23 protein-coding genes are annotated in these 24649 nt (G+C 65.5%); 11 read left to right on the forward strand and 12 right to left on the reverse strand.

What is annotated here, in order from left to right; genetic code table 11:
• Window positions 1-106: 106 nt before the first annotated feature.
• Complete coding sequence (locus AC1DIO_RS07610) at window positions 107-1561, reverse strand: undecaprenyl-phosphate glucose phosphotransferase (protein ID WP_441505009.1); 1455 nt, start codon at window positions 1559-1561, stop codon at window positions 107-109.
• A 370-nt stretch (window positions 1562-1931) separates the two neighbouring features.
• Here AC1DIO_RS07610 and AC1DIO_RS07615 point away from each other — a divergent pair, with 370 nt between their 5' ends.
• Together AC1DIO_RS07615 and AC1DIO_RS07620 are read left to right on the forward strand one after the other, a co-directional pair.
• A complete protein-coding gene (locus AC1DIO_RS07615; RefSeq protein ID WP_476767485.1) occupies window positions 1932-2738 on the forward strand; it encodes a WecB/TagA/CpsF family glycosyltransferase in 807 nt (268 codons plus the stop codon).
• Window positions 2735-3628, forward strand: coding sequence for a DUF6492 family protein (locus tag AC1DIO_RS07620; protein WP_441505011.1), 894 nt, complete (start codon window positions 2735-2737; stop codon window positions 3626-3628). The genes AC1DIO_RS07615 and AC1DIO_RS07620 overlap by 4 nt, the downstream gene beginning before the upstream one ends.
• 7 nt (window positions 3629-3635) lie before the next feature.
• On the opposite strand, the gene AC1DIO_RS07625 is transcribed toward AC1DIO_RS07620, so the two are convergent.
• Window positions 3636-4760, reverse strand: coding sequence for a lipopolysaccharide biosynthesis protein (locus AC1DIO_RS07625; protein WP_476853289.1), 1125 nt, complete (start codon window positions 4758-4760; stop codon window positions 3636-3638).
• A gap of 254 nt (window positions 4761-5014) precedes the next feature.
• Between AC1DIO_RS07625 and AC1DIO_RS07630 the strand changes: the two genes are divergently transcribed.
• From AC1DIO_RS07630 to AC1DIO_RS07640, 3 genes are all read left to right on the forward strand, one after another.
• Window positions 5015-6076 (forward strand): endo-1,4-beta-xylanase, encoded by a 1062-nt coding sequence (locus AC1DIO_RS07630; RefSeq protein ID WP_441505013.1) that lies wholly within the window; start codon window positions 5015-5017, stop codon window positions 6074-6076.
• A gap of 67 nt (window positions 6077-6143) precedes the next feature.
• Window positions 6144-8537, forward strand: coding sequence for a Wzz/FepE/Etk N-terminal domain-containing protein (locus tag AC1DIO_RS07635; RefSeq protein ID WP_476767483.1), 2394 nt, complete (start codon window positions 6144-6146; stop codon window positions 8535-8537).
• A gap of 39 nt (window positions 8538-8576) precedes the next feature.
• Window positions 8577-9722, forward strand: a complete 1146-nt coding sequence (locus AC1DIO_RS07640) for a Gfo/Idh/MocA family protein (protein WP_441505015.1) — start codon at window positions 8577-8579, stop codon at window positions 9720-9722.
• On the opposite strand, the gene AC1DIO_RS07645 is transcribed toward AC1DIO_RS07640, so the two are convergent.
• A complete protein-coding gene (locus AC1DIO_RS07645) occupies window positions 9723-10799 on the reverse strand; it encodes a Gfo/Idh/MocA family protein (RefSeq protein WP_476775086.1) in 1077 nt (358 codons plus the stop codon). It lies immediately after the preceding gene.
• A gap of 10 nt (window positions 10800-10809) precedes the next feature.
• Window positions 10810-11865 (reverse strand): glycosyltransferase family 2 protein, encoded by a 1056-nt coding sequence (locus AC1DIO_RS07650; RefSeq protein WP_476853290.1) that lies wholly within the window; start codon window positions 11863-11865, stop codon window positions 10810-10812.
• 165 nt (window positions 11866-12030) lie between these two features.
• Between AC1DIO_RS07650 and AC1DIO_RS07655 the strand changes: the two genes are divergently transcribed.
• On the forward strand, window positions 12031-13200 hold the full coding sequence (locus tag AC1DIO_RS07655; RefSeq protein WP_441505018.1) for a glycosyltransferase: 1170 nt from the start codon (window positions 12031-12033) through the stop codon (window positions 13198-13200).
• Window positions 13201-13304: 104 nt separating this feature from the next.
• Here AC1DIO_RS07655 and AC1DIO_RS07660 read toward each other — a convergent pair whose 3' ends face one another.
• Window positions 13305-14423 (reverse strand): AbrB family transcriptional regulator, encoded by a 1119-nt coding sequence (locus AC1DIO_RS07660; RefSeq protein ID WP_441491921.1) that lies wholly within the window; start codon window positions 14421-14423, stop codon window positions 13305-13307.
• Window positions 14424-14691: 268 nt separating this feature from the next.
• On the opposite strand from AC1DIO_RS07660, the gene AC1DIO_RS07665 reads away from it, so the two are divergent.
• Both AC1DIO_RS07665 and AC1DIO_RS07670 read left to right on the forward strand, forming a co-directional pair.
• Window positions 14692-15786 carry a DMT family transporter gene (locus AC1DIO_RS07665; protein ID WP_441505019.1) on the forward strand — a complete coding sequence of 365 codons (1095 nt, stop codon included), beginning with the start codon at window positions 14692-14694 and terminating at the stop codon, window positions 15784-15786.
• Window positions 15787-15813: 27 nt separating this feature from the next.
• Complete coding sequence (locus tag AC1DIO_RS07670) at window positions 15814-16749, forward strand: acetamidase/formamidase family protein (RefSeq protein WP_441505020.1); 936 nt, start codon at window positions 15814-15816, stop codon at window positions 16747-16749.
• Window positions 16750-16822: 73 nt separating this feature from the next.
• Here the strand turns inward: AC1DIO_RS07670 and AC1DIO_RS07675 are convergent, their stop codons facing one another.
• Window positions 16823-17296, reverse strand: a complete 474-nt coding sequence (locus AC1DIO_RS07675; protein ID WP_441505021.1) for an SRPBCC family protein — start codon at window positions 17294-17296, stop codon at window positions 16823-16825.
• A 108-nt stretch (window positions 17297-17404) separates the two neighbouring features.
• Here AC1DIO_RS07675 and AC1DIO_RS07680 point away from each other — a divergent pair, with 108 nt between their 5' ends.
• Window positions 17405-17938 (forward strand): winged helix-turn-helix transcriptional regulator, encoded by a 534-nt coding sequence (locus AC1DIO_RS07680; protein WP_441505022.1) that lies wholly within the window; start codon window positions 17405-17407, stop codon window positions 17936-17938.
• A 64-nt stretch (window positions 17939-18002) separates the two neighbouring features.
• On the opposite strand, the gene AC1DIO_RS07685 is transcribed toward AC1DIO_RS07680, so the two are convergent.
• Genes AC1DIO_RS07685 through AC1DIO_RS07695 form a run of 3 tightly spaced genes read right to left on the reverse strand, consistent with a single transcriptional unit; the run spans window position 18003 to window position 19517 of the window.
• On the reverse strand, window positions 18003-18653 hold the full coding sequence (locus tag AC1DIO_RS07685; protein WP_441491926.1) for a glutathione S-transferase family protein: 651 nt from the start codon (window positions 18651-18653) through the stop codon (window positions 18003-18005).
• Between the two features lie 20 nt (window positions 18654-18673).
• The gene (locus AC1DIO_RS07690; protein WP_441491927.1) at window positions 18674-19147 is read right to left on the reverse strand and encodes an SRPBCC family protein; all 474 of its coding nucleotides are present in this window, start codon (window positions 19145-19147) and stop codon (window positions 18674-18676) included.
• Complete coding sequence (locus AC1DIO_RS07695) at window positions 19134-19517, reverse strand: ArsR/SmtB family transcription factor (RefSeq protein ID WP_441491928.1); 384 nt, start codon at window positions 19515-19517, stop codon at window positions 19134-19136. The genes AC1DIO_RS07690 and AC1DIO_RS07695 overlap by 14 nt, the downstream gene beginning before the upstream one ends.
• Window positions 19518-19695: 178 nt before the next feature.
• Here AC1DIO_RS07695 and AC1DIO_RS07700 point away from each other — a divergent pair, with 178 nt between their 5' ends.
• Window positions 19696-20739 (forward strand): GMP reductase, encoded by a 1044-nt coding sequence (locus AC1DIO_RS07700; RefSeq protein ID WP_441478548.1) that lies wholly within the window; start codon window positions 19696-19698, stop codon window positions 20737-20739.
• Between the two features lie 21 nt (window positions 20740-20760).
• Here the strand turns inward: AC1DIO_RS07700 and AC1DIO_RS07705 are convergent, their stop codons facing one another.
• Genes AC1DIO_RS07705 through AC1DIO_RS07715 form a run of 3 tightly spaced genes read right to left on the reverse strand, consistent with a single transcriptional unit; the run spans window position 20761 to window position 23703 of the window.
• Window positions 20761-21456, reverse strand: coding sequence for an ABC transporter ATP-binding protein (locus AC1DIO_RS07705; RefSeq protein ID WP_476853291.1), 696 nt, complete (start codon window positions 21454-21456; stop codon window positions 20761-20763).
• Window positions 21453-22700 carry an ABC transporter permease gene (locus AC1DIO_RS07710; protein ID WP_441491930.1) on the reverse strand — a complete coding sequence of 416 codons (1248 nt, stop codon included), beginning with the start codon at window positions 22698-22700 and terminating at the stop codon, window positions 21453-21455. Before AC1DIO_RS07710 ends, AC1DIO_RS07705 begins: the two co-directional genes overlap by 4 nt.
• 4 nt (window positions 22701-22704) lie before the next feature.
• A complete protein-coding gene (locus AC1DIO_RS07715; RefSeq protein ID WP_441505024.1) occupies window positions 22705-23703 on the reverse strand; it encodes an efflux RND transporter periplasmic adaptor subunit in 999 nt (332 codons plus the stop codon).
• 155 nt (window positions 23704-23858) lie between these two features.
• Between AC1DIO_RS07715 and AC1DIO_RS07720 the strand changes: the two genes are divergently transcribed.
• On the forward strand, window positions 23859-24548 hold the full coding sequence (locus tag AC1DIO_RS07720) for a TetR/AcrR family transcriptional regulator (RefSeq protein ID WP_441491932.1): 690 nt from the start codon (window positions 23859-23861) through the stop codon (window positions 24546-24548).
• Window positions 24549-24649 lie beyond the last annotated feature (101 nt).

Below are 24649 nucleotides of genomic sequence, written 5' to 3' on the forward strand. Positions count from 1 at the left end.
CCCCCGGCTGAGAAGTCGGACTGCACGGTAGCGGCCTGATTTCCGCTAGGCCAGCGCGCTCGGTGCCATGCCGGTCTGCGCAAATCGGGGCAGATCAGCGCGTCGACTATTGGGCGTTGAGATAGGCCCGCGCGCTGAACACAGTGCGCAGGAGAATGCCGAGATCAAGCCAGAACGACCAATTGTCGATGTACCAGTGATCGAATGCGACCCGCTTGGCCATTTTCTCGTCCGTGTCGGTCTCACCGCGCAGGCCGTTGACCTGAGCCCAGCCGGTGATGCCCGGCTTCACATTGTGACGCCGGGCATAGAGGGCGATCTTGCGTTGGAACGCGTGATCATGGGCGAGCGCATGCGGGCGCGGCCCAACCAGCGACATCTGACCGGCGATGACATTCATGAGTTGCGGCAGCTCATCGAGATTGAAGCGGCGCAGCAAGCGGCCGATGCGCGTGATGCGCGGGTCGTTACGCGTCGCCTGACGAATGACGTCGCCGTCATCGGTCGCCGTCATCGTGCGGAACTTGAAGATCCGGAAGGGCTGCTGGTTGAAGCCGTAGCGTCGCTGCAGGAAGAACACCGGTCCGCGCGTGTCGAGCTTGATCAACCCCGCAATGATCAGCAGAACCGGCAACGCCAGAAGCAGGATGGTCGAAGCGGCGACGATGTCAAAGCCGCGCTTCGCGACGATCGCAGCGGTGGACAGCGCCGGGCGCGTCAGCCGCAGGCTGGCGAACGAGCCGATGCGCACGATATGGGGACTGTCGAACCGATCCATGATCCGCTCGGGCGCGAGGTGGATCGCGACCGGCAGGTTCATGAAGGCATCGATGCAGGCATCGATCGTCTCCTGATCCGACCAGGGCAAGGCGATGAAGACCGCGTCCGGCCGCATCTGCCGGCAGCGCCCTGCAGCGGTGACCAGATCGGCCTTGAGCGCGGCCATCGGATCATTGATGCGGCGCGCGTCGTTGCTGTGCAGGAAAGCGACGTCGACGATGGCGAAGCCCATGTTCCAGGGTTGATGGCGCGAGACGAAGGACATCACGTCGGGTTCACGGCCGATCAGGAACACCCGCTCCGTGGTGATGCGGCCGGTCTTGCTGGCCACTGAAATGATGCGGGCAATGCCGGCACGCGCCAGAGTGATCAGCGGAATGCCGGCCAGATAGGTCACGAGCACGACGGCGCGTGAATAATGATCGACGATCTTGGCGAGGAACGCGACGGCGATGAAGGCCACCATCGTAATGTTCCAGACCGTAAAGGCCGAGGCCATCTGCCCCTTCGCAGAGAGATAATGGCTGAGCTGGTAGCGACCGCGCATCACATTGGTGAAGACGAAGATCGCCGCGATCATCATCGCCAGCTCGCGCGTGATCCTGACATCGCCGAAATGGCCGTAGGCCAGGAGGTGGTAGACCACGGAGGCGAGGGACACGATCGTCAGCACCACGACCGCGTCTGTCAGCGCCGTGACGAGACCGATCCAGTGCCGCCAGGCATTGGCGCGTTCGTCGGCAGCCGCCGCCGCATAGTTCAGATCGTTGACGCTCATCATCGCGGCAGGCTCTCCGGAGCCACAACGGCCTGACGGCCGGCGGCGAGCGCTCCGGAACGGAACAGGACGCTCCCTTCCAACTGCTCTCACGGCTGCGAGCGGCAAGCGCCATGCCGCCCGGTCACGCGCCGGAATGAGACGCCGAGAGCGGAGTTCGGCCGCGACACGAAGGGGTCAGGGAATCCGGCTGCAACGACCGACATGACGGCGTCCCGTTATGAGACAGCGCCAATCCCGTTCCGCAACTCCTCGGCAGCCGGTCTGATGGTAGTCAGGGTCAAGGGCTGTTCACCGTCCATCGGGCTTGGCGTGATCCACCGCCGTGAGCGGCCAAGACAGGAACCGAAAACGCCTCGAAATGAACGAGATCGTGACTGCCATTTCATTCTTCGACATGTCATCGCACACGCAGCCAGCCGACCATCCCGACCATGCCCGCCGCGATATCGGCGGCATTGGTGTGGCTGTGCTCGATCGCGCGCAGGCGCTCGCGGTGCTCGACACGGCACTTGCCCGTCACCGCCACGTGAAGCTCGCCTTCTGCAATGCGAACCTCGTCAACCTGGCCGCCGTGGACGCAAGGCTGCAGGCGCAGCTCAAGGACTTCCTGGTGCTTGCGGACGGAATCGGCGTCGATATCGGCTCCCGGCTTCTCTATGGCGCGTCCTTCCCCGCAAATCTCAATGGCACCGACTTCATTCCGGCCCTGCTCGCCGCGCAGAACCGTTCGCTCCGCGTGACGTTGCTGGGCGGACAGCCAGGTGTGGCCGAGCGCGCTGCGGCGCGCCTGACTCAGGATTACCCACGGCACGGCTTCACCGTGCTGAGCCACGGCTATTTTGCTCAGAGCGAAGAGGCCGGGCTTCTGGCGCAGCTGGCCGAAAGCCCGCCCGATCTCCTGCTCGTGGCCTTCGGAAATCCGCTTCAGGAACGCTGGATTGCAGAGAAGATCACGCTCCAGCACGCGACGATCGCTGCCGGTATCGGTGCGCTGTTCGATTTTCTGGCAGGCGAGGTCGAGCGCGCGCCAGACGTCCTGCGGCGTCTGCGGCTGGAATGGCTCTACCGCCTCCTGCTGGAGCCCCGCCGGCTGTGGCGGCGCTATGTGCTCGGCAACCCCGCGTTCCTGCTGCGGATGCTGCGCATCAGGTTCCAGCCCCGCGGTCCGACGCAATGAGCCTCAGCTACGCCATTGCGACGCCGAGCTATGCCGGGGACTTCGAACGCTGCCGGCTGCTCTGCGCCAGCATCGACCGTTTCGTCACCGGCCACACGGCCCATTACCTTCTGGTCGAGGATCGGGACGTCGCGCTGTTCAAGCAGCTGGAAGGTCCGCACCGGCGGGTGATCGCGGAGGCGGAGCTTCTGCCCTCCTGGCTGAAACCCCGGCCCGATCTCCTGAGCCTCGGACGTCGCCGGGTCTGGACGGGCCTCGGTGCCCTGCGGCGCGGTCTGCCGCCGCTGCGCGGCTGGCACGCACAACAGCTGCGCAAGTTCGCCTTTCCGATGAAGAGCCACGAGGACGTGGTGATCTTCGCCGATTCCGACATGATGTTCCTGCGGCCCTTCGACGTCACGCGCCTCGGCCGGGACGGGACGGTCCGCCTCTACCGCAAGCCCGACGGCATCACCGGCGCCATGGCCCAGCATACCGACTGGTGCATGATGGCGGCCCGCCTGCTCGGACTGCCGGAACCAGCATTTCCCAGTCCCGACTACATCAACAATCTCGTCAGCTGGCGACGGGACGCCGTGCTGGCGATGATGACGCGCATCGAGGAGATAGCCGGGCGCAGCTGGGTCGAAGCGATCGCCACGCACCGGCAATTCTCGGAATACATGATCTACGGCTATTTCGTCGAACGCGTGCTCGGGCTCGAAGCCGCCGGCCACTGGCCGGACGAGCACGAGCTCTGCAAGGTTTACTGGTTTCCCGAAGATGTCGGCGAGCTGGCGACGTTGCGCAGCTTCGAGGACATCCTGGAACCGGGACAGGTCGCGGTCGGCGTGCAATCCTTCATCGGGCAGCCCGTCGAGCGCCTGAAGGCGCTGTTCGAAGCACAATAGTCCCGGTTCAGCGGGCCCGGCCAAGCAACCGATAGGTGACCGTGACGGAGAGCAGATAGACTGCGCCGAAGACGGCGTTAAACCAGGGGGCCCAGGCCTCTTCCTGGCCGAAGCGAATCATCACCCAGGCGATCAGTGCCGCCTTGAGCGCGGTGATGGCGCAGAGCAGCGCGATACGCGAGCCGGTGCGCTCCCGCGCATAGAGCAACTCGGCGTGATACTCGACGAGGTTGCGGAAGGCAGGCACCGCGAACATCGGCAGGAAGAGATAGGCGGCCTCGGAGACGTTGCGGCCGAGCGCGCCGGGAAACGGCATCAGCAGAATGACGATGGCGACCAGTCCGCCGATCGAGACCAACGCGATCGCGAGTTCGACCAGCATCTTGCGTCGCCAGCCGCCGCCGAGGCCGCGATCCTTCATGATCTTCTGGACCAGCATCTGGTTGAAGCTGCGCACCGGCATCGCGGTAAGATCGATGACGCGCATGGCGATGGCATAGAGCCCCGCGGTGCGTTCTCCCGCGAGCGCCAGCATCAGCAGCTTGTCGAGTTCGGATTGGACGTAGAACACGATGTCGGCCGCGCCCGCGAATACGGCATCGGCCATGCGGCGGGGATAGAGCGCCCTAACGAAACGCAGGCGCAGCGGCGGCAGAAACAGCGTCAGCGCGATCACCGCGGACAGGATCGTAGTGCCGAGATAGGCCCAGACCCAGGTTTCCAGGCTCGCATGGCCCAGACCATAGAAGGCAACCGCAGCAAGCGTGCGCAGCKAGGAGCCGATGATGACGAGCAGGGCGGACTGCCTGAAACGCCTCAGGCCGTTATTGATGATGGCGACGACCTCGACGAGGCGCCAGCCGAGCACCTCGGCGACGATGATCAGGGCGAAGGGAAGAAGATCCAGCCGCTCCCTAAACAAGGCGACATAGGCCAGGGCGGCAACTGCAGCGATCAGCGGCAGCGACAGGACGGCAAGCCCGCCGAAGCCGGCGAGATAGGCGCCGAGGAGACGCGGCTTGACCGTGGCGACGCGATAGACCGGCGAGACGAAGCCGAAAGCCAGCAACCGCGAGAGAATGAGTCCTGTCGAGGAGGCCGTCGCGAACAGGCCAAACTCACCAAGGGTCAACGTATTCGCAACGATGAGGAAATATACAAGAGAGATAATGAGACGACCGGCTGAGCCGCTCAGGATCGTAAGGTAGGCGGATATGGTGGCACGATCTGGCGACATGGAGTCCATTGCGGCGGCGGCGAGAGCTGGCTCGGGCCCTGCTCACGCCAAAATTGAGCCCGAACCTCGCTTAACGCAAAGGCATTGAGCGACCCTAAACGAAGCCCGGGAAGCGCTGCCCCGCGCAGCTGCCTGAATCGGAACGGAACATGAGCCGCATCACCAGGCGCGACGCCCTGGCCGGAACTGCCAGCCTCGCCCTGGCGTGGCCGAGCGCCGGTCTCGCGCAGGTCGGCCGACCCGCCATTCCATTCGGCTCGGCCGCGCAGATCGAGCCCTTCCGCGCCGACCCGCGCTATCGCGAGGCTTTGAAGACCTATTGCAACGTCATCGTCCCGATGAACGACCTCAAATGGGAAGCGCTCCGGCATGACCGCTCCCGGTTCGACTTCTCCGGAGCCGACGAGCTGGTMGCCTTCGCACGCGGCAACAAGCAGGCCCTGCGCGGCCACGCCTTGCTCTGGGGCATGGCCTTGCCGCCCTGGGCCAAGGAGATGAGCACGAAGGCGGAAGCCGAGCGCGAGCTAATCAGCCATATCGAGACCGTCGTGGACCGCTACAAGGGCGTCATACCGACCTGGGATGTGGTCAATGAGGTGATCGCTCACGATCCGACCCTCGAGGAGCCCTATCGCGACACGATCTGGCAGCGCCTGCTCGGCCCCGAACATATCGAGATCGCTTTCCGGACCGCGGCCCAGATCGATCCAGAGGCGCGGCTGGTGATCAACGACTATGATTTCGAGGATACCGATCCGCGCATCGTGAGGCGCCGCGCCGCGGCTCTCTCGATCATCCGGGACCTGCGCGACAAGGGCATCCCGGTCCATGGGCTCGGTATGCAGGCCCATCTGTACGGCGAACGCGCCATCGATACGCCCGGCTTGCAGCATTTCATGCAGGATCTCGGCACGCTCGGCGTCGATGTCGAGATTACCGAACTCGACGTGATCGATTGGAAGCTGCCGGCTGTAGCGCGGGAGCGCGACAGCACCGCGGCAAACCTCGTTTCGACCTTCCTGAATGCGGTGGTCCCCGCGCGCCAGCCCAAGGCGATCGTCACCTGGGGCCTCAGCGACCGCTATTCATGGATCGGAGAGACCTTCGCGCGTAAGGATTCTGCCAAGGCCCGGCCACTCCCCCTCGATGAGGACTACAGGCCGAAGCCGATGATGAAGGTACTTGACCGTTATCGGCTGGGGACGAGCTGAGCGGTGTTGGTGAGTTCGATGTCCGCCGGGGTGACGACCATCATCATCCCGGGCCGGGCAGGTTTGAGTGAAGCGTAGCGTCATGTTCACGACCGAGACCGCCGATGGCGAGCTCAGCAGAACCGAACAGGCCGGCAGCCGCACGGAGCCGGCGGCCGGCGGAGCTGTGCCGTCAGCATTGGCGCGCCTGACCAACCCGGCCTGGCTCTTTCAGACGCTGTGGAGCCGAAAGGGACTGATCATCGCGGCAGCGCTGGCGGGCGCCCTCCTTGCCGCCCTGGCAAGCCTGTTCATTCCGCCGAAATACGTCTCGACCGCCCAGCTTTTCATCGATCCGCGCGATCTGCGCGTGCTGCAGAACGAAGTCTCGCCCAATGCGGTCGGCAGCGACCCGACCTCGCTTACGGCCTATCTCGAAAGCCAGGCGCGCATCATCGCCTCGGACAGCATCAAGGCGCGCGTCGTCAAGAGCGAGGGCCTCGACAAGGATCCGGAATTCGGGGGCGAGGCCGCCAAGAGCGGGCTGGGTCGACTCCTCTCTGGCAGCAACAGCACCTCTTCCCGCGATGGATTGCTCTATGCGCTCGCGGCCCTCGACAAGAACGTCACGGTCCGGCGTGGCGAGCGGACCTTCGTCATCGACATCTCGGTGACCTCGCGCGATCCCGATAAGGCAGCGCGGATCGCCAATGCGCTTGCCACCGCCTATCTCGACGACCAGGCTTCCGTCCGTGCCGAGGCTGCGCAACGCGCCACCGGCGCGCTGACCGGGCGCCTGGAGGAATTGCGCAACCGCCTGCGCATCGCCGAGGAGAAGGCAGAGAAATACAAGGAAGCCAACAGCCTCGTCGGTGCAGGCGGCAAGTCGATCGGCGAAGAACAGCTTGCGCTGAACAATGCCCAGCTCGTCGCCTTGCGCACCAGGGTCAGCGAAGCCAAGGCGAAATACGACCAGACGCTTGCGACGCGCGCCTCGAGCATCGAGGCCGGCGCCATACCCGAGGCGGTCGCCTCGAACACCATGACTGCACTCCGGTCCCAGTTGGGCGCGGCGCTCAGCAAGGAAGCCGATCTGCTGGCCTCGCTCGGCTCGCGTCACCCCGCGCTCGCCGCGGCGCAGGCTCAGGTGCGCGATGCGCGCCGGCAGATCAACGAGGAACTTGCCCGGATCGCGCGCGCCGCCAAGATCGAATACGACCGCGCCGTCGATGCCGAGAGGCAGATCGCGCGGCGCGTCGAGGAGCTGACCAGGCAGCAATACAGCGCCGGCCGCGCTTCGGTGCAGTTGCGCGAGCTCGAACGCGAGATCGAATCCTCGCGCGCCGTCTATGACGCCTTCCTGCGGCGGGCACGTGAGACCGGGGAACTGTCCGGTATCGACACGACCAATGCGCGCGTCATCAGCATGGCCATGCCGGCGCTCGAGAAGAGCGGCGTCAGCAGGCGCACCGTCGTCATGCTCGGAGGCATCGCCGGGGGCGGTCTGGGCGCGATCGCCGCACTCGGATTGGCGCTGTTTGGCGGCTCCCTGCCTGCACCGCCTGCCGGGCTGCGCCGCTGGCCATTCCGCAATCGCCACGAGCCTGTTGCCGCTCAGGCATCGCCCCCGCCCGCTCCTGCCGATCCCGTCCCTGTGGTCGCTGCGGCCACGGAGCCGCCTTCCCCTGATGCGGTCGCGGCCCCCGCCAGGACCGGATGGCGGCGTTTCATGGCGATTCAAGGCGGTCAACCAGCCCGTACTCCGGAGGTCGTGCGAGCCCCCGCAGCTCCCCCCTTGGCCTTGCTGGCAAAACTGCCTGCCGTGAGGCATCGACGCTGGCGGCGGGATGGCGAAGTGCGCTCGGTCTTTCAGGCCAAGGCTCATCTCGTCGACGTCATCGACAAGCCGAATGCCTCCTTCGCCCGGGCGATCCGCGGCATCCGAACCGAACTCGCCAGCCAGGGCAGTCCCAGTCGGCGGATTCTCGTCGTCGGATTGCGCCGCAATGCCGGCGCCTCGACGCTGGCGCTCAACCTCGCGCTCGATGCCGCGCAAGCGGGGTTGCCGGCCATGCTGGTCGATGCCGGCCTCGGCGGAAACAGCCTGACATCGGTCTTCGCGCCGGACGCGCAGGCAGGTGTGCACGAGATCGTCTCCGGCAGCGCCAGCCTGATCCGTGCGGCGCTGCAGGACGAGGGCACCGGCCTGTTCTTCGTGCCGCGCAAAGGGCATCCGGAACTCGTCACAGCCGAACAGATCAGCCACGACTTCTTCGGCGCGGCCCGCCGCTTCGGGCCGGTCTTCATCGATGGTGCCTCGCTGGGTTCCGACGCTTTCACGGAGCGTTTTGCAGATGCGGTCGACGACATCGTGCTGGTCGTTCGCGAGGGTGAGGTCGGCGCGGGCGAACTCCAGCAGGCAAGTACGGCGCTGGGCCGGAACGCAGCCAAGATCCGCGGCTTCGTCAGAAACGAAGCCTGAGCGCCGCCGTCGCCATCGATCGCCAGACAGGACACCGTGATGAAGATCGCGCTTATCGGCACAGGATTCGTGGCCGATTACTACATGACCACGCTGGCCAACCATCCCGGGCTTCAGCTTGCCGGCGTCTATGATCGCTCGCCGGACCGCCTCCGTGCGTTCTGCGCCTTTCACGGCGCGAGGCCTTATGAAAGCCTGGAGGCCGTGCTCGCCGAGCCGCAGGTCGACATCATCGTCAACCTGACGACGCCCGAAAGCCATTACGAGATCACCAGGCAGGCGCTCGCCGCAGGCAAGCATGTCTATTGTGAAAAGCCGCTGGCCATGCAGCTCGAGCAGGCCAGCGAACTCGTCGCCCTTGCGGATGCCGCTGGATTGACGTTGGCCACCGCACCGGCGAACGGCCTCAGCGATGCTCATCGGCTGGTGAGAGATGCGCTCTCGCAGGGGGCCATCGGAACGCCGCGGCTGATCTATGCCGCCATGGAGGACGGCCCGGTCTTCCGGGGCAATTGGGCGACCTGGCGGTCGCGTTCCGGCGCACCATGGCCTGGCCTGCATGAGTTCGAGATCGGCTGCACGCTGGAGCATGCGGGCTACGCACTGTCCTGGCTCGTGTCGCTCTTCGGCGCGGTCGAAGCCCTGACCGCGTTCTCCGCGGTGACATTCCCGGACAAGGGGCCCGGCACCGAGACCATCACCATGGCCCCAGATTTCTCGGTCGGCTGCCTCACCTTTCGCTCCGGTCCCGTCGCCCGGTTGAGTTGTGGCCTGGCCGCACCCAAGGACCGCTCGCTGCAGATTCTCGGAGACAAGGGAACGATCACGGTCCGCGACCTCTGGGACAACCGATCCGCAATCCATCTCGAGCGCACGGATGCAACGCGCAGCCTCCCCCGTCTGCTGGCGAACCGCGTCGAGGCGCGGCTCGGCCGCTTCCTGACCTGGAAGCCGGAGCCCGGCCGCAAACTCGCCTACCCCGCCGCCACGGGCCGGTCCGCGCTGCCGGCTTTCCCCTCGCAAATCGATTTCGCGCGCGGCATCGCCGACCAGGCAAACGCGATTGCGGCGAAGCAGAAGCCCGTCTTCTCGGGCGCGCTCGCACTCCACATCACCGAGCTTGCGCTCGCGTTGAACAATGCCCGCGACCTGCCGCAGCCCTATCGGATGCAGAGCCGTTTCTGATCAGAAGGTTTTGACTGGCGGCTGCGCCAGGACCGTCTCGATGATATTCAGTACGGCCGCGCTTTCGGTGAGCGGCATGATTGCGCAGCCAGTCTCGCCGCTCCGAACGGCATCCATCACGGCACGGGCCTGGAACTGCAGTCCATTGCCGGCAAAGCTGTAGATCTCTCGGGTGCGTCCCGGCATCGGCAGGCGGTCGAGCAGCTTTCCGGCCGGTCCATTCCGGAGCCGTGGCCCTCGCCACGAGCTCCCAAGTGCCGCGGTGGTATAATGGGTCAGCCGCTGCGCCTTGAGGAAGGGCGTATCCAGACGGATCGCGCCTGCGGCCCCCTCGATCACGAACTGGTTTCCTCCATTGCGATCAAAGCCGCAGGAGAGCTCCGCCAACGCCTCCCGATAGTGCAGGACGATCTCGCAACGCCGGTCGACGCCACTGCGCGCCTCCAACCACCGACCTGTGACGCGCTCGGGACTGCCAAGCCAATGCAAGGCAAGCGAGACCGGATAGACTCCAAGGTCGAATGCCGAGCCTCCGCCCAGCGCGGGGTCGAAGAAGCGGCTGCCGGGGATGTCCTCGCGGACATAGGAGAGATCCGCCCGAATGCGCCGAACCTTGCCGATCCGCCCCGCCGCCACCTGCTCGCGCGCCGCCACCACGGCCGGCAGGAAGCGCGTCCACATCGCCTCCATCGCGAAGACGCGATGCGCCCGGCTCGCCTCGATCACGCTGTGAACATCGGCCGCGGTGAGGGCGATCGGCTTTTCGATCAAGACCGGCTTGCCGGCAGCAATACCCCGGAGGCCCTGTGCGACATGCAAGGCGTTCGGCGTCGCGATGTAGAGCGCATCGATGGCCGGATCGGCGAGAAGGGTCTCGGCATCGCCATAGGCGACGGTAGCGCCGAACTCGGCCGCAAAGGCTTGCGCCTTCTCCAACGCACGGGACTGGACCGCGCCGATCCGCGCGTCCGGCAGCAACGCGAGATCGGCCGCAAACTGCCGCGCGATCACGCCGGTTCCGATAATGCCCCAGCAAAAGCGCTCCGCTCCGATCGGAGCTGCATCACCGCTCGCCATKCCGCACGTCCTAGTTCTTGTCCGGCTTGCGGTACTGCTCGTTGCTGACGCCGAGCTCCGATATCAGGCGACCGAGCGCCACCTGCGCGTGATAGAGCCCGATCGTCGCCGAGCCGGTGCGCAAGCCGAGCGCGAGCCCGCGAAAGGGTGAGGCTGCGAGCAGCGCTAGACTCTTCGCCAGAACCCTGAGCCGCCCCCGCGCCGATGGATCGAGTCGACGCTCGATCGTGGCCGAGATCGCGCCGTTGCGCAGGCTGCGGGCCGCGATCCAGCTGAATTCCGTGCGGCGCCTCGGCATGGTCTCGCGCATCGCGGCGTCCTGGACCCACCAGAAACGGAAGCCGGCTTCCTTGCTGCGTCGGAAGAAGTCACTGTCGCCGCCGCCGGTGAAATCGAAGCTCTCGTCGAGAAAGGGGAAGCCAAGTGCCTCCAGCACCTCGCGCCGGATCAGGTAGTTGGCGCTCGAGAACAGGATCGGCACTTCGCCCGAGACAGCATAATGCGATCGAAAGACCGGGTGTGCGCTCAGCCAGGCTCGCGATTGATCCTCGAAGACCGGGGTCACCGAGCCGCCGAAGAGCTGGGCCGGCGCAGTTGCCGCAGCACGCAGAAAAGCGTCGAGCCACAGCGGCAGCGCCTCCTCGTCGTCATCGATGCCGAGGACCTGCTTCAGCGCGGGAAGGCGGGTCAGCCCGCAGCGCCAGGCGGCATTATAGGCCTTGCAGTTGCCCTGTCGCGGCTCGACGATGACATATCCCTTKAACAGCCCTGCAGCGTGAAGGGCACTCGCCCGCTCCGCACCGGCGCGTTCGACGCCTTCGTTCTCGACGACGATGATCGCAAAATCATGCCCGCCCTGCTGCGCGGCCAGAGAGCGCAAAGTGCGCTCCAGCAGCTCCGGCCGCTTGAAGGTCGGCACGCAAATCACGCTTTCGACGCCTTGCAGCGCCGCCTCTGGCGAAGCTGCGACGATCTCGAAGGTCTCGGGTGCATCGAAGCCGGGAATGGCGGGGCGTCGCGAGGCGCCTTCCAAATTGCCGGCGGAATGATGGAGGGGGTCAGCCATGGTGCMCCAGCATGCCACATCTCCGCTTAAGGTTCGGTGTCGGCGATCCTGCGCCGGCGCGCACACTCCCACACCTGATGTTCAGGATAGTTCGTCGCCGAACTTGACCCGACCGAACATCTGACGCCTCTCTCACGGCCATCCCTATCGTCAGGATCGGCCCCGTTGCGTCTTGCCTTCATCACCTCGCTGATCCCGGTTGCAAGGCCCAATACCGGCTTCGAGATCGCCAATGCCGCAATCCTCGATGCGCTGCGCTCCGCAGGGCACGAGGTCACCGCCTTCGGTTTCCTGCGTCCGGGCGAAGTGCCGGCCGACCCCTCTCAGGCCATGGTGATCGGCGCCGTCGATATCGAGAATGCGGTCGCGCCCGCCAGCCGCAAGCTGCAATGGCTCGGATATGCGCTCAGCCACGGCCTGCCTGTCGCCTGCGCCAAGCTGCGGCTCGCCGGCGCCGGCAAACTGGTCGAGGCAGTAAGGGCGCGCGGCCCGTTCGACGCGCTGATTCTCAACTCGGTGATGCTGCCTGGCGCCTTTCCGGAGCTGACCACGCTCGGGCCCTGCGTGCTGGTGGAACATAATATCGAGCATGTCTCCGCCCGGCAGAATGCAGCGCATGCCGGCACCGGGCTGATGAGTTGGCTCTATGCCCGCGAGGCCAGGTTGCTGGAAGCCGTCGAGACGCGCCTCTGGAACGAGGTGAGCTATATCTGGACGCTGGCCGAGGAGGACCGACGCGCACTCGGCTCTGCCGCAGGGAAGGCGGCGGTCCTGCCACTCGTCTCGGGCAGTGGCCCGCAGCCGGCCGCCATGGCGGAGCCGGTCGCACCGGCCTTCGACATCGGCATGATCGGAACCTGGACCTGGCAGCCGAACTTCATCGGTCTCGACTGGTTCTTGCGCGAGGTCGCTCCGCTCCTTCCGACCGATATCTCGGTTGCCGTCGCCGGACGCCTTCCGGCGGAGATGCCACCGGTCCCGGCCCAGGTGCGACTGATCGGGCGCGTCGCTGACGCGAATACCTTCCTCCAATCCTGCCATGTGCTGGCCTTGTCGAGCCGAGCCGGAACCGGCGTGCAGCTGAAGACGATCGAGGCGATGCAGCTTGGCATGCCAGCCGTGGCGACGACACTCTCCTGTCGCGGCTTTACAGCCCTGCCGGCGAATTTCTCGCTCGCGGACGAGCCGGTGGCTTTTGCCCAGGCCCTGACCGAACGGGTGCGAAGCGCGCGCGGGGGAAACCCGCAGCGCATCGATGGAGCGGCGTTCATGGCCATCCAGAGGGCCGCCCTGGCGAGCGCACTGGCCGCCGGGCTCGAGGCCGCGCGCCGCTAGATCACGGGGCCGGATATCGTATCAGACCCGACGACCTCATCGTCTGCGTTAGCGTCGGCTTTCCCGGGAATCGCAGTCCACTTTCCCGGCCGATGCCTTGGGCGCTACTCGGCCGGCGCGGTCTCGGTCTTGCGCTTGTCGCCGAGGATCAGGCCGAAGACCGGCCCGGCGCCGACCATGACCAGGAAGACGCGAATGATGTGATGGGCCGCGACGAAGGCGACTTCTGTGTGGAGCGCCAGCGCAATCAGGCTCATTTCAGCCAACCCGCCCGGTGAATAGGCCAGGATCAGCGGCACGTGACCATAGATCGAAACCTTCGAGACGCCCCAGGCGAAGGCAATCGTCAGGGCGAGCAGCACCGCCGTCGAGCCGACCGAAAGCAGCAGGACGCGCAGGATGACGCTCGGCGAGGTGCCGACAAAGCGGCAGCCGACCGTGACGCCGAGCACGAGCTGGGCTGCGTTGACGACCTGGAAGGGCGGGGCGGAATCGCTCCAGCCGAGGAAATGGACCAGCGCACTGACCACCATCGGGCCGAGCAGGTGCTTGGCCGGCAGCCGCAGCAGATGTCCGAGAATGACCCCGAAGACGCCACAGCCGATAAGCCAGAGCTCGGCGAAAAGCGGTGTCTGCGCCAGCGAGGGGCCGGCATTGCGCGTTGCCGACAGCGAGACACCCTCGATCGACTGAACGATGAACGGCAGGGTCATCACCACAAGCAGAACGCGCGCCGAGTGGATCAGCGCGATGATGCGGGCATCGCCGCCCTTCTCCTCGCCGAGGAGAACCATCTCCATCAACCCGCCCGGCATGCCGGCGAAAAAGGCGGTCACCCGGTCGAAGCCGGCGACGCGGCGGAAATAGGTGACGCAGCACAGGCCGCAGGCGGTCATGAACAGAACGAGGCCAATCAGCGTCGGCAGCCAGTTCGGCAATTGCGCCACGAGATCGGGGCGAAAGCCCGCACCGAGCATCACGCCAATCACAGCGCTCATCGGGGGGCGAATGACGCCGGGCGCGGAGACCGGCGCCTTGAGCAGCGCGGCGACCGTGCAGAACACCATGGAACCCAGCATCCAGGGCAGTGGCAACTTCGCCTGCACGAAGAGCCAGCCGCCGAAGCCGCCGAGCGCAAGGGCGAGGCCAAAACGGCGATAGGGGAAGCGCCGGGGAGAGAGCGAACGCAGACCGCTCACAAAATCGGACAGCAATTCCCGCATGCGTCTGTCGTGCCCTTCAACCCGCCGACGGCCGGAAATGCGTCGATGGTGGCACGGCTCCTACACCGCTTCGGCCGACGCATACAGTCCGCCGATGGAATGTCGGCTCCGCGACCCGAACGGGTCGGCGCATGACGGCCACCTTCCATCACAACCCCGCCATGCCCACTGACCATCTGGTCAGGACGTCGAAGATCATCAATGGTTTCAGGGTATTTGCGATGTGAAGAGCCGGGGGCGCGATCGCGCTCGGCCAATGGTTCGGGCGATGAGCGAAGACCGGCTTTCCGAGCAGCGGCGCGGCTCGGGTTCTGACGATGGTGTCGGCGAGCTGTCGACGCCGTTACGGCACGCATCGCCGGAGGATTCCGAACCTCCAGAATCAAGAGGCGACGAGGCTCCGCCTATCGTGCTGGCCGCCATTCCCGGCGTGATCGAACCCGGCCCTTCCGGCTGGTTCGCCGGCCGCCGGCACCGGCTGAGGCATTGGTGGCGCGGCTCGACACCGAACCTGCGCGGTTCGGTCTACATGCTGTCGTCGATGCTGGTCTATGCGGTGATGGTCGGGCTGATCAAGCATATCGGCTCAGCCATTCCGCTGGTCCAGACACTGCTGATCCGACAGGTGATCATGAGCGTCATCGTCATCGCCTTCGCGGCCAACCAGCTGCCAGCCATGATGCGGACCTCGCGCCTGGGGCTGCAGGTCTTCCGTGGGTTGATCACGCTCGCTTCGATGCTCTGCGGCTTCAGCGCCATCATCTACATTCCGCTGGCTCAGGCGACCGCGATCGGATTCAGCCAGGTTCTGTTCGTCACCATCGCCGCGGTGCTGCTGCTGAAGGAGAAGGTCGATGGCCGCCGCTGGGTCGCGACCATCATCGGTTTCATCGGCGTCATCATCATGCTCAATCCATCGGCGCAGGGGCTGAACATCTACGCGCTGATGTCTGTCGCGGGCGCGTTTCTCGGGGCGGGCATCACCATCAGCGTGCGCAAGCTGGCGGCGACGGAACGGACCGACACGATCCTGATCTACCAGGGCATCGTGCTGATCATCGTGCTCGCCGTGCCGACCTGGATCTTCTGGGTCCAGCCGACCGCCGAGCAATGGCTCTCGCTGATCCTGCTCAGCCTGTTCGGCACGGCAGGGCAATGGCTGATCACGCGCGCCTATCAGGTCGGGGAGGCAGCCGCGCTCGCTCCGCTGGATTTCACGCGCCTGCTGCTGGCGAGCTTCACCGGCTTCGTCTTCTTCTCCGAGATTCCGGCGCTCACCACTTGGATCGGCGCCACCTTCGTGATCGGGGCAACGCTCTACACGATGCGCAAGAACGCCCGGCCGCTTGCCCCTCCCGCCTGATCTTCGCGCTCGCTACAGGATGCCCTCGTGATCCATCACCAGCTCGATGCCGGACCGAAGACCTGCCACTGGGGTTTCTTCGACGCTGCCTTGCCGCCCGTTCTGACGATCGCGAGCGGCGACAGCGTCACCATCCGCACGATCAACGGCGGCACGGGAGAGCAGCCGAAATCGGGTTTCCATGTTCTGCCCGAAACTCACGAGATTCACGCGAAGGTCGAGCGCCCGATGCCGGGCCATATCCTCACCGGCCCGGTCGCGGTGAGGGGAGCAAGGCCCGGCCATGTCCTCGAAGTGCGCATCCGCGAGGTCAAACTCCGCACCGATTGGGGCTACACGTTCATCAGGCCTCTCGCCGGCACCCTGCCGGAAGAGTTCGACACCTATAAGCTTGTCCATATCGGGCTCGATGCCGAAAGGAATCTGGCGCATCTGCCCTGGGGCATGGAGCTGCCGCTCGCGCCGTTCTTCGGCGTGATGGGCGTGGCTCCGCCCGCGCATTGGGGCCGGCAGAGCTCGCTGGTGCCGCGCGCCTTCGGCGGCAATCTCGACAACAAGGAACTGGGACCGGGGTCGACGCTCTATCTCCCCATCTTCGTCGAAGGTGGGCTATTCTCCTGCGGCGATGGCCATGGCGCCCAGGGCGACGGCGAGGTTTGCGTCACCGCGATCGAGACCGCCCTGGAAGGCACCTTCGAGTTCATCCTGCGCGAGGACTTGAGCTTCACTACGCCGCGCGCCGAGACGCCGACGCATCACATCACCCTGGGCATCGACCCGGATCTCGACATCTGTGCTCAGAAGGCGCTGCGCGAGATGATCGTCCTGATCTGCGCACGCACCAAACTGACGCGGGAGGAGGCCTATATGCTGTGCAGCCTCGCGGCTGACCTGCGTGTGACCCAGACGGTCAACGGCTCCAAGGGCGTGCACTGCATGCTGGCGAAGAGCCTGGTGGCCTGACTCCCGGCAAGGCACTGGGAGGAGGAATTGCGCCTCCTCTCCAGGCTTTCGACCCCTATGGCGGGCACGAGGATCAGACCGCCGCCGCGGTACGCTCGAGCTCCTGAGCCAAACTCTCAAGCAACTCGCGGGAGCCGGCCTCGCGCGTGGGTACCTCATCCTTGCCGTCGAGGAAGGCAGCCTGTTCGGTATAGACGAGGCGGGTGCCCGATCCGACCGGAATGAGCTCGACCGTCGCCAGCGACGCGGAAATCGGCTCGCCTGCGATCGTCATGGTGTAGGCGGAGACGATACGGCGATCGGGCACGATATCCTGAAAGGTCGTGTCGTTGCTGATCGGCGGGCCGCCCTGATAGCGGAAGCTGCTGCGCTCGGAGCCCCCGATCCGGAAATCGACATCGAAGCGCTCGATGCTCCAGCCTTCGCCCTCGGCAAACCAGCGGCGCTTCTGCGCCGGATCGGCAAAGGCTGCGAAGACCCGGGAGGGGGAAGCGGCATAATCGCGTGCAATGACGAAGCTGGCGTGAGTGACGGTGCGGTCAGACATATTTTTCTCCAAATCAGAACCAGTTGCTTTTTGCAACTGGTTGCAAGCTAGGGAGACTGATCTCATAATGCAAGCGGTATTTGAAAGCCGGCTTTCGGGAGACTGCGCATGACCGACGATCCTCGCTCGGGCTGTCCGATCAACCTCACCCTCGAGGTGGTCGGTGACAAATGGAGCTTGCTCATCATTCGCGACATGATGTTCGGCAACCGTCGGCACTTCCGGGAATTGCTGCTGCATTCCAAGGAGGGCATCTCGTCCAACATCCTGGCCGACCGGCTGAAAACGCTGCTCGACCAGGGCATCATCACCAGGAGCGACGACCCGAGCCACAAGCAGAAGGTGACCTACAGCCTGACGGAGAAGGGCATCGGGCTCCTGCCGGCGCTGGCCCAAATGTCGTGCTGGGGGCTGAAATTCCTGCCGGTCAGCGAGGAACTCTCGATCCGCGCCGAACTGCTCGCCGAGGGCGGACCCGCCCTCTGGGAAGAGTTCATGGACGAACTGCGCGAAAGCCATCTCGGCCAGCCCAATCCGCGACGCTCAAATCCCGGCTGGCTCAGCGTCGGCACGCGCCTGCGGGCCGCCTATGACGCCGTGGTCGCGCGCAAGGCGGCCGAGGCGCTCGCCGACGCAAGCTGAAGGCATGCGTCATCGCGAGCGGCACAATGTGCAGTCATGATGCAAGGGATGTTCGCGATAGCCGCTAGCCGCGTGGAAACATATGCAGGTAGGGCGCGGCCTCTCGCAGCACGCGCATATAGGACGGGCGCTCCAGCAGCCGGTCGAAATAGGCTGCGACGGCCTTGTGCGTGTCGCGGAACGGGAGCACGAGCTCGGAATAATAGAGCGCCGGCGCGGCAGCGCAGTCAGCCATGGTGAAAGCATCCCCTGCGGCCCAGCGCCGTCCGGCCAGCGTATGCTCGAGCACGTCATAGGCCGTCTGGAGCCGTTTCCTTGCCTGTTCCACGCCGGTCGGATCCTTGCCGTCGGCCGGCCTGATGCGGTCACCGACGATCTTCTGCATGGTCTCATTGAGATAAATGTCGAAGAAGCGGTCCTGCAGCCGGGTTTCGAGCGCGTGTCCGGCATCGTCAGGGATCAGCCTGAGCGCCCCCGGATAGGTCTGGTCGAGATAGTCGATGATGATGCTGGACTCAGGCACGATGCGGCCCCGCGCTTCATCCTGCAGCAGCGGGAATCGACCCATCGGCCAGAGCTGCAGCAGAGCCATGCGCTGTTCCGGATCACCCAGGTCGACAAGCTTTGGCGTGAAGGGTGTGCCGTTCTCATAGAGCGCGATCACCACCTTCTGGCAGAACGAGGACAGCGGGTGGAAATGCAGCGTCAGGGACATGGTCGAGCCTCCGTGAGACATCAGGCAGCGGCGGACTGGCGCTGCAATTCGTGGGCGAGATTGTCGAGGCCGATGCGGGTGCCGTGTTCCCGTTCCTCCGGGCGGTCGTAACCGTCGAGGAAGGCAGCCTGCTCGGTAAAGACAAGCCGCGTTTGCGCGCCTTCAGACCTGAACAGAACGGTCGCCAGCGACACCGATATACGCCGCTCGGCCAAGCGCATCGCATAGGCGTAGACGATACGGGTGCCGGGCACGATATCCTGGTAGACCGCGTCATAGACATGGTCGACGCCGTCGGAATCCCKGGTCGTCGAATGCTCCTGGCCGCCGACCGAGAAGTCGAGCGTATGTGCGCCGGCCGCCCAGTCGTCATGGCAGGCGAACCAGCGCCGCTTGATCGCCGGATTGGCCCAGGCCGCGAAAACGCGGGCAGCGGAGGCGTCATAGACGCGCTCGATGGTGAAGGTGGCGTGCGTGACACTATGATCTGTCATCCCGTGCTCCTCTGCTCGATGCCGGGCTTCCGTCATCCGGCTCGTCCGGATTTTCTGCGAGATAGGCGCCCAGGCGATCGAAGCGCCGCTCCCACAGCATCCGGCGCTCGTTGATCCAGCGTTCGGCGGCGCGCAGGGCCTGGGTCTCGATATGGCAGGTCCGGACGCGGCCCTGCTTCTGCGAGCGGACGAGGCCGCTTTCCTCGAGCACGGCGAGATGCTGCACAACGGCCGACAATGTCATCGCCAGCGGGGCGGCAAGCTCGCTCACGGACGCCGGCCCATCGCACAGGCGTTCCACCATCAGCCGGCGGGTCGGGTCCGCCAGGGCCTGGAACATCAAGTCGAGTTGCGCCGGTTGGTGAAGCATACGCTTAAGTATCTTGAGGCAGCGAGTCCGTCCAGAATTATTTTAGCAACTGCTAAAGTGTTGCCGCGAACGGCCGCTGCACGCCATTTGCGTCCAAGGCCCCGGACCGGCTATGAGTCCCGGCACGCCTCCTCAGCGTGCGCCCGAATTCCGCGCCAAAGCAGCCGAGGCTTCCATCATGCGTATCGAGAACGATCCCAAGCTCGACTTCCGAGACGTCCTGATCCGGCCCAAGCGGTCGACACTGGGCAGCCGCGCCCATGTCGACGTCAACCGCACGTTCCGCTTCGCCCATACAGGCAAGGACTGGACCGGCTTCCCGTTGATCGCCGCCAACATGGATGTGGTCGGCACCATGGGCATGGCGCGCGCCTTGCTGAAGCACGGCGCGATGGTGGCCCTGCACAAGCATTACGATGCCGACGATCTGATCGCCTTCTTCAAGGAGAAGGAGTCGGCCAACGCCTTCTATTCGCTCGGCACCACCGAGACCGATCACGAGAAGCTGAAGCACGTCCATTCCAAGGCGCCGATCAGCAAGATCTGCCTCGATGTCGCCAATGGCTACACCGAAAAATTCGTCGACACCGTCAAGGCGACCCGCGAAGCCTTCCCGCATGCGGCGATCATGGCCGGCAATGTCGTGACCGGCGACATGACGGAAGCGCTGCTTCTTGCCGGCGCCGACATCGTCAAGGTCGGCATCGGCCCCGGCTCGGTCTGCACCACCCGCAAGATGACCGGCGTCGGCTATCCGCAGCTCTCCGCCATCATCGAATGCTCCGATGCGGCCCATGGCCTGAAGGGTCTGGTCTGCGGAGATGGCGGCTGCACTGTGCCGGGCGATCTCGCCAAGGCCTATGGCGGCGGTGCCGATTTCGTCATGCTCGGCGGCATGCTCGCCGGCCATGACGAATGCGAGGGCAAGATCCGGTACGAGGAGCACGACGGCAAGAAGGTTCCGGTCGCGATGACCTTCTACGGCATGTCCTCGGACACGGCGATGAAGCGCTATTCCGGCGGCGTCGCCAAATACCGCGCCTCGGAAGGCAAGACCGTCGAGGTGCCCTATCGCGGCCCGGTCGAGGGCACGATGCAGGAACTGATGGGCGGCGTGCGCTCGGCGATGACCTATATCGGCGCCGTGCGGCTGAAGGAGATGCCCAAGCGCACCACCTTCATCATGGTCGGCAGCCAGCTGAACACGGTGTTCGGCACCTGAGGCGCTCGCGCGGGCGGCGGCTCAGCCCTCCGTCGGGGTTTCGTCCTCGGTCACCCGGCCATCGACGAGATGGATGCGCCGTCCGATCCGCGCCGCCATCTCCAGGTCATGCGTCACCGCGATCACGGTCTTGCCGCGCTCACGCACCAGCGCGTCGAGAATCGCGAAGACCTGCTCGGAGTTCTTGCTGTCGAGGCTGCCGGTCGGCTCATCGGCGAGCACGAGAGGCGGGTCGTTGGCGAGAGCACGGGCGACCGCGACACGCTGGCGCTGCCCGCCCGAAAGCTGGTCCGGCCGCTTGTGGAGATGGTCGACGAGGCCGAGCGCCTCGAGCAGTTGCGTCGAGCGCTCGCGCATCGCTCCAGACGTCAGGCGCCCGAGCCGGCGCATCGGGATCTCGACATTCTCGCGCACGGTGAATTCCGGCAGCAGGAAATGGAACTGGAAGACGAAACCGAGAGTCTCCAGCCTGATCCGCGCCTTCTCCCGTTCGCCGAGCCCATCGGTGTCGCGGCCGCCGATGCGGAGCAGGCCGGTTGTCGGCCGGTMGAGCAGGCCAAGCAGATAGAGCAACGAGGATTTGCCCGAGCCGGACGGGCCGGTGATGGCGACGAATTCGCCCTCGCCGATCGTCAGCGTCACGTCCTGCACCAGGGTCACGGGCACGGCGGCCGGGAGCACGCGCGTCAGGCCGGCTGCTTCGATCAGCGCCGTCATGTCGCCCCCCGGATAATATCGACCGGGTTGAGCCGCGCCGCCTGCCGCGCCGGCAGATAGCCGGCTATCCCGGCCGAAACCAGGGCGAACCCGGCCGCAATCAGGTAATGCCAGGGGCTCCAGGCCAGCGGCAGCCGCGTGATCTCCTGCACCACTGAGGCCCCCGAGAGTTCGAAGCGGACGAGCGAGAGCGCGAAGCACAGGGCAAGGCCGACCGCCCAGCCGATCAGCGAACCTCCAGCCCCGAGCACAAGCCCCTCCAGGAGGAACAGACGGCGCATGTCGGTTTCCGTGAAGCCAAGCGACTTCAGGATGGCGATGTCGCGCGCCTTCTCATGGGTGATGGTCGAGATGATGTTGAAGATGCCGAAGCCGGCGACCAGCAGGATGGCGCCGACGACGGTGTACATGATGACATTGCGGATCACCAAAGCCTCGAGCAGCGACTCGTTCGCCTCCTGCCAGGCGACCGCCTTGTAGCCGATCAGCGCCTCCGCGCGCCGTGCCACCTGGGGAGCGGAAGCGGGATCGTCGAGCTTCAGGCGGATCTCGTTGATCGCGTTCGGCCGCTCGCTCAGGATCTGAGCGTTCTTGAGCAGAACATAGCCCTCTCCCTCGTCACGGGCGGTCGTTCCGGTATGGAACAGGCCGACGATCTTGAAGGCACGGGTCTGGCCGGTGGAGGAGACCACCGTCACGGTTGTTCCGAGTTCGGCACCAAGACGCTGGGCCAGGCGGTCGCCGACGACGATGTTGTTGCCCCCGGCGATCAGCGAGGTGAAGCTCCCCTGGCGGAAATCCCTGGCGATCGACGAGACGCGCATTTCGGCCTGCGGCTCGATGCCGATGATGCCGATGCCGACATCGCGCCCGGCATAGCGCACCACCCCTTGCGTCTTCAGGCCCGATGCCATCCGGCCGGGAACCCAGGCTCTCAGCAGTGCCGTCGCTTCGGTCGGGTTGAGGATACCGCGACGATCGTCCTTGGGTCTCAGCCCGGCGATCTGAACCGATGCGAACTGGTCCTGCGCGGGTTGCCGGCGTGCGGCGCGCCGTTCGTCGGTGATGGCGACATGCGGCATGGTGTCGACGAGCCTCGCGACGAAATCGTCCTCGCCCCCCTGCATCAGGGCCGCCATGGCGATGGAGAAGCCGACCCCGAGCGCCACGCCGAGCACGGCGACGAGCGTCTGCCGACCGCGCCCGAGGATATGCGTCAAGGCAAGATCGAGGATCAGCCGCATGGCCTCACCCTCCCTGAGCCCTGACGTGCGCGCCGTCACTGAGACGGTCGGGATAGGGCGCAACGACGCGCGCCGTGTCCGGCACCCCCGAGAGAACCTCCACCTCGCTCGTGCCGCGGATACCGATCGTCAGTTCGCGGCGGCGCACGACATCGCCCTCGACGACGAATACCGCATTGTCGTGCACGGCGTTGTTCGGCAGCAGCAGGGCATTCTGCGACACCCGCACGATGACATTGATCTCGACTGTCATGCCGATCATCACGGGCGTCTCATCCGGCAAAGACAGATAGACACGATAATTCTTCGCGATCGGATCGCCCTTGGGCGTGATACTGTCGACCGTGGCTTCAAGCTTCCGGCCCGGGAAGGCATCGGCCGTCAGCAAGACATTCTGGCCGACCTTGACCTGGGGAATGTCCTCCTCGTTCACCTCGGCGACGACGCGCAGCGGCTTCGCCTCGCCAATCCAGAACAGCACCGTGCCGGGCTCGGCGATCTCGCCAACCTCGCCGTCGCGGCGCAGGACGGTGCCACGCATCGGCGCGCGGAGCAGATAGTTCTCCAGCCGGGCAGTCTGGCCTGCGACAAGCGCCGCGGCCTGGCCGATTTCGCTGCGGGCGCGATCAAGCGCCTGCTGGGTGACGACCTTGCGCTCGACAAGCGTCGAAAGCCGCTCAAGCTCCGTCGAGGCAAGGGCATGGCGCGCCTTCATTTCGGCCAGCGTCGCCTCGGCCTGGGCCCTGTCCAGCCTGGCCAGAATCTGCCCCTCCTCGACCCGGGTGCCTTCGCAGTTGCAGAGTTCGACGATGCGTTCGCGGATGAGCGGGGTCACCTTGGCCCAGGTCCGAGGCTCGACGACGCCCGTCGCATAGACGATGGCCGCCGCGTCGCCACGCTTCGCCAGCACGCTGGAGACCTGCGCCGGCCGGGTGGCGGACCAGTAGGCCGCAGTCGCGACGGCGAGCGCGGCTAGGACGAGCAGACGACGAACGAGCTTCAAGGCATCCCTCCCAGGAGGAGGCGGCGGCAGCAGCAGCATGGCGCGACGCGATTATTCATTGCCCCCGCATCGATCCAGGCGCTAAAGTTACAGACCGACCGTCGGTCATTTTACAGACCGACGGTCGGTCGTCAAGTTGGAGAGACCGAACCGGCATGCCCCGCGTGGTGAAACACCCCGATGATCGCAGGAACGAGCTGCTCGACTGCGCCCAGGCGCTGTTCTTCGAACGCGGCTACGAGCGCACKACGATCAACGATGTGATTGCACGTGCCGGCATCTCGAAGGGCGGTTTCTATCACCACTTCACCGCYAAGGAGGACCTGCTTGCCGCTTTGGCGTCTCGGCTCGCCCTGACCTCGGTCGAACGCCTCACGGATTTGACGGAGGCGCCCGATCTCCCACCGCTTGCGCGATTGAACGGCTTTCTGGCGCGCGCCCGGCAAATCAAGCTCGAGGATGCACCCCGGCTCAGAGCGACATTCGATGTCCTCTTCAAGCCCGAGAACATCGTGCTCTATCACCGCATCAACGCAACCGTGATCCCGCTCGCGGTCCCGGTGCTCACCCGCATCATCGCGGCGGGGAAGGCCGAAGGCGTGTTCAAGGTGCCCGATGCCGGAATCGCAGCCGAGATCGTGCTGCATCTCAGCGCCACCAGTCACGACGCCATGGCCCGGGCGATCTCGGCATCGGGAACCCCGGACGCTCCGGCGGCGATCGATGCGCTCGATCAGCAGCTGCGTTTCCAGGGCATCGCCATTGACCGCATCCTCGGACTGCCGGACGGCAGCGTCACCTATGTCGAAGACGGATTCGTGCAGGCCATCATGACCGCGCAGTGATGCACCGATGACGGTGCCGCCAGCCGTCTTCCACTCGACATCGCATCCGGGATTCGAATTCCACCCACTCCCCTTCGCCGCTCAGCTGTTGCATAGTCGCG

The organism is Allobosea sp. 05T439 (assembly GCF_056396005.1).

What these genes read in the sequence shown, in the direction of transcription:
- AC1DIO_RS07610 (WP_441505009.1), bottom strand. Translation starts at nt 1,561, where the DNA reads ATGATGAGCGTCAACGATCTGAACTATGCGGCGGCGGCTGCCGACGAA.
- AC1DIO_RS07620 (WP_441505011.1), top strand. Translation starts at nt 2,735, where the DNA reads ATGAGCCTCAGCTACGCCATTGCGACGCCGAGCTATGCCGGGGACTTC.
- AC1DIO_RS07640 (WP_441505015.1), top strand. Translation starts at nt 8,577, where the DNA reads ATGAAGATCGCGCTTATCGGCACAGGATTCGTGGCCGATTACTACATG.
- AC1DIO_RS07645 (WP_476775086.1), bottom strand. Translation starts at nt 10,799, where the DNA reads ATGGCGAGCGGTGATGCAGCTCCGATCGGAGCGGAGCGCTTTTGCTGG.
- AC1DIO_RS07660 (WP_441491921.1), bottom strand. Translation starts at nt 14,423, where the DNA reads ATGCGGGAATTGCTGTCCGATTTTGTGAGCGGTCTGCGTTCGCTCTCT.
- AC1DIO_RS07665 (WP_441505019.1), top strand. Translation starts at nt 14,692, where the DNA reads ATGAGCGAAGACCGGCTTTCCGAGCAGCGGCGCGGCTCGGGTTCTGAC.
- AC1DIO_RS07675 (WP_441505021.1), bottom strand. Translation starts at nt 17,296, where the DNA reads ATGTCTGACCGCACCGTCACTCACGCCAGCTTCGTCATTGCACGCGAT.
- AC1DIO_RS07680 (WP_441505022.1), top strand. Translation starts at nt 17,405, where the DNA reads ATGACCGACGATCCTCGCTCGGGCTGTCCGATCAACCTCACCCTCGAG.
- AC1DIO_RS07685 (WP_441491926.1), bottom strand. Translation starts at nt 18,653, where the DNA reads ATGTCCCTGACGCTGCATTTCCACCCGCTGTCCTCGTTCTGCCAGAAG.
- AC1DIO_RS07695 (WP_441491928.1), bottom strand. Translation starts at nt 19,517, where the DNA reads ATGCTTCACCAACCGGCGCAACTCGACTTGATGTTCCAGGCCCTGGCG.
- AC1DIO_RS07700 (WP_441478548.1), top strand. Translation starts at nt 19,696, where the DNA reads ATGCGTATCGAGAACGATCCCAAGCTCGACTTCCGAGACGTCCTGATC.
- AC1DIO_RS07710 (WP_441491930.1), bottom strand. Translation starts at nt 22,700, where the DNA reads ATGCGGCTGATCCTCGATCTTGCCTTGACGCATATCCTCGGGCGCGGT.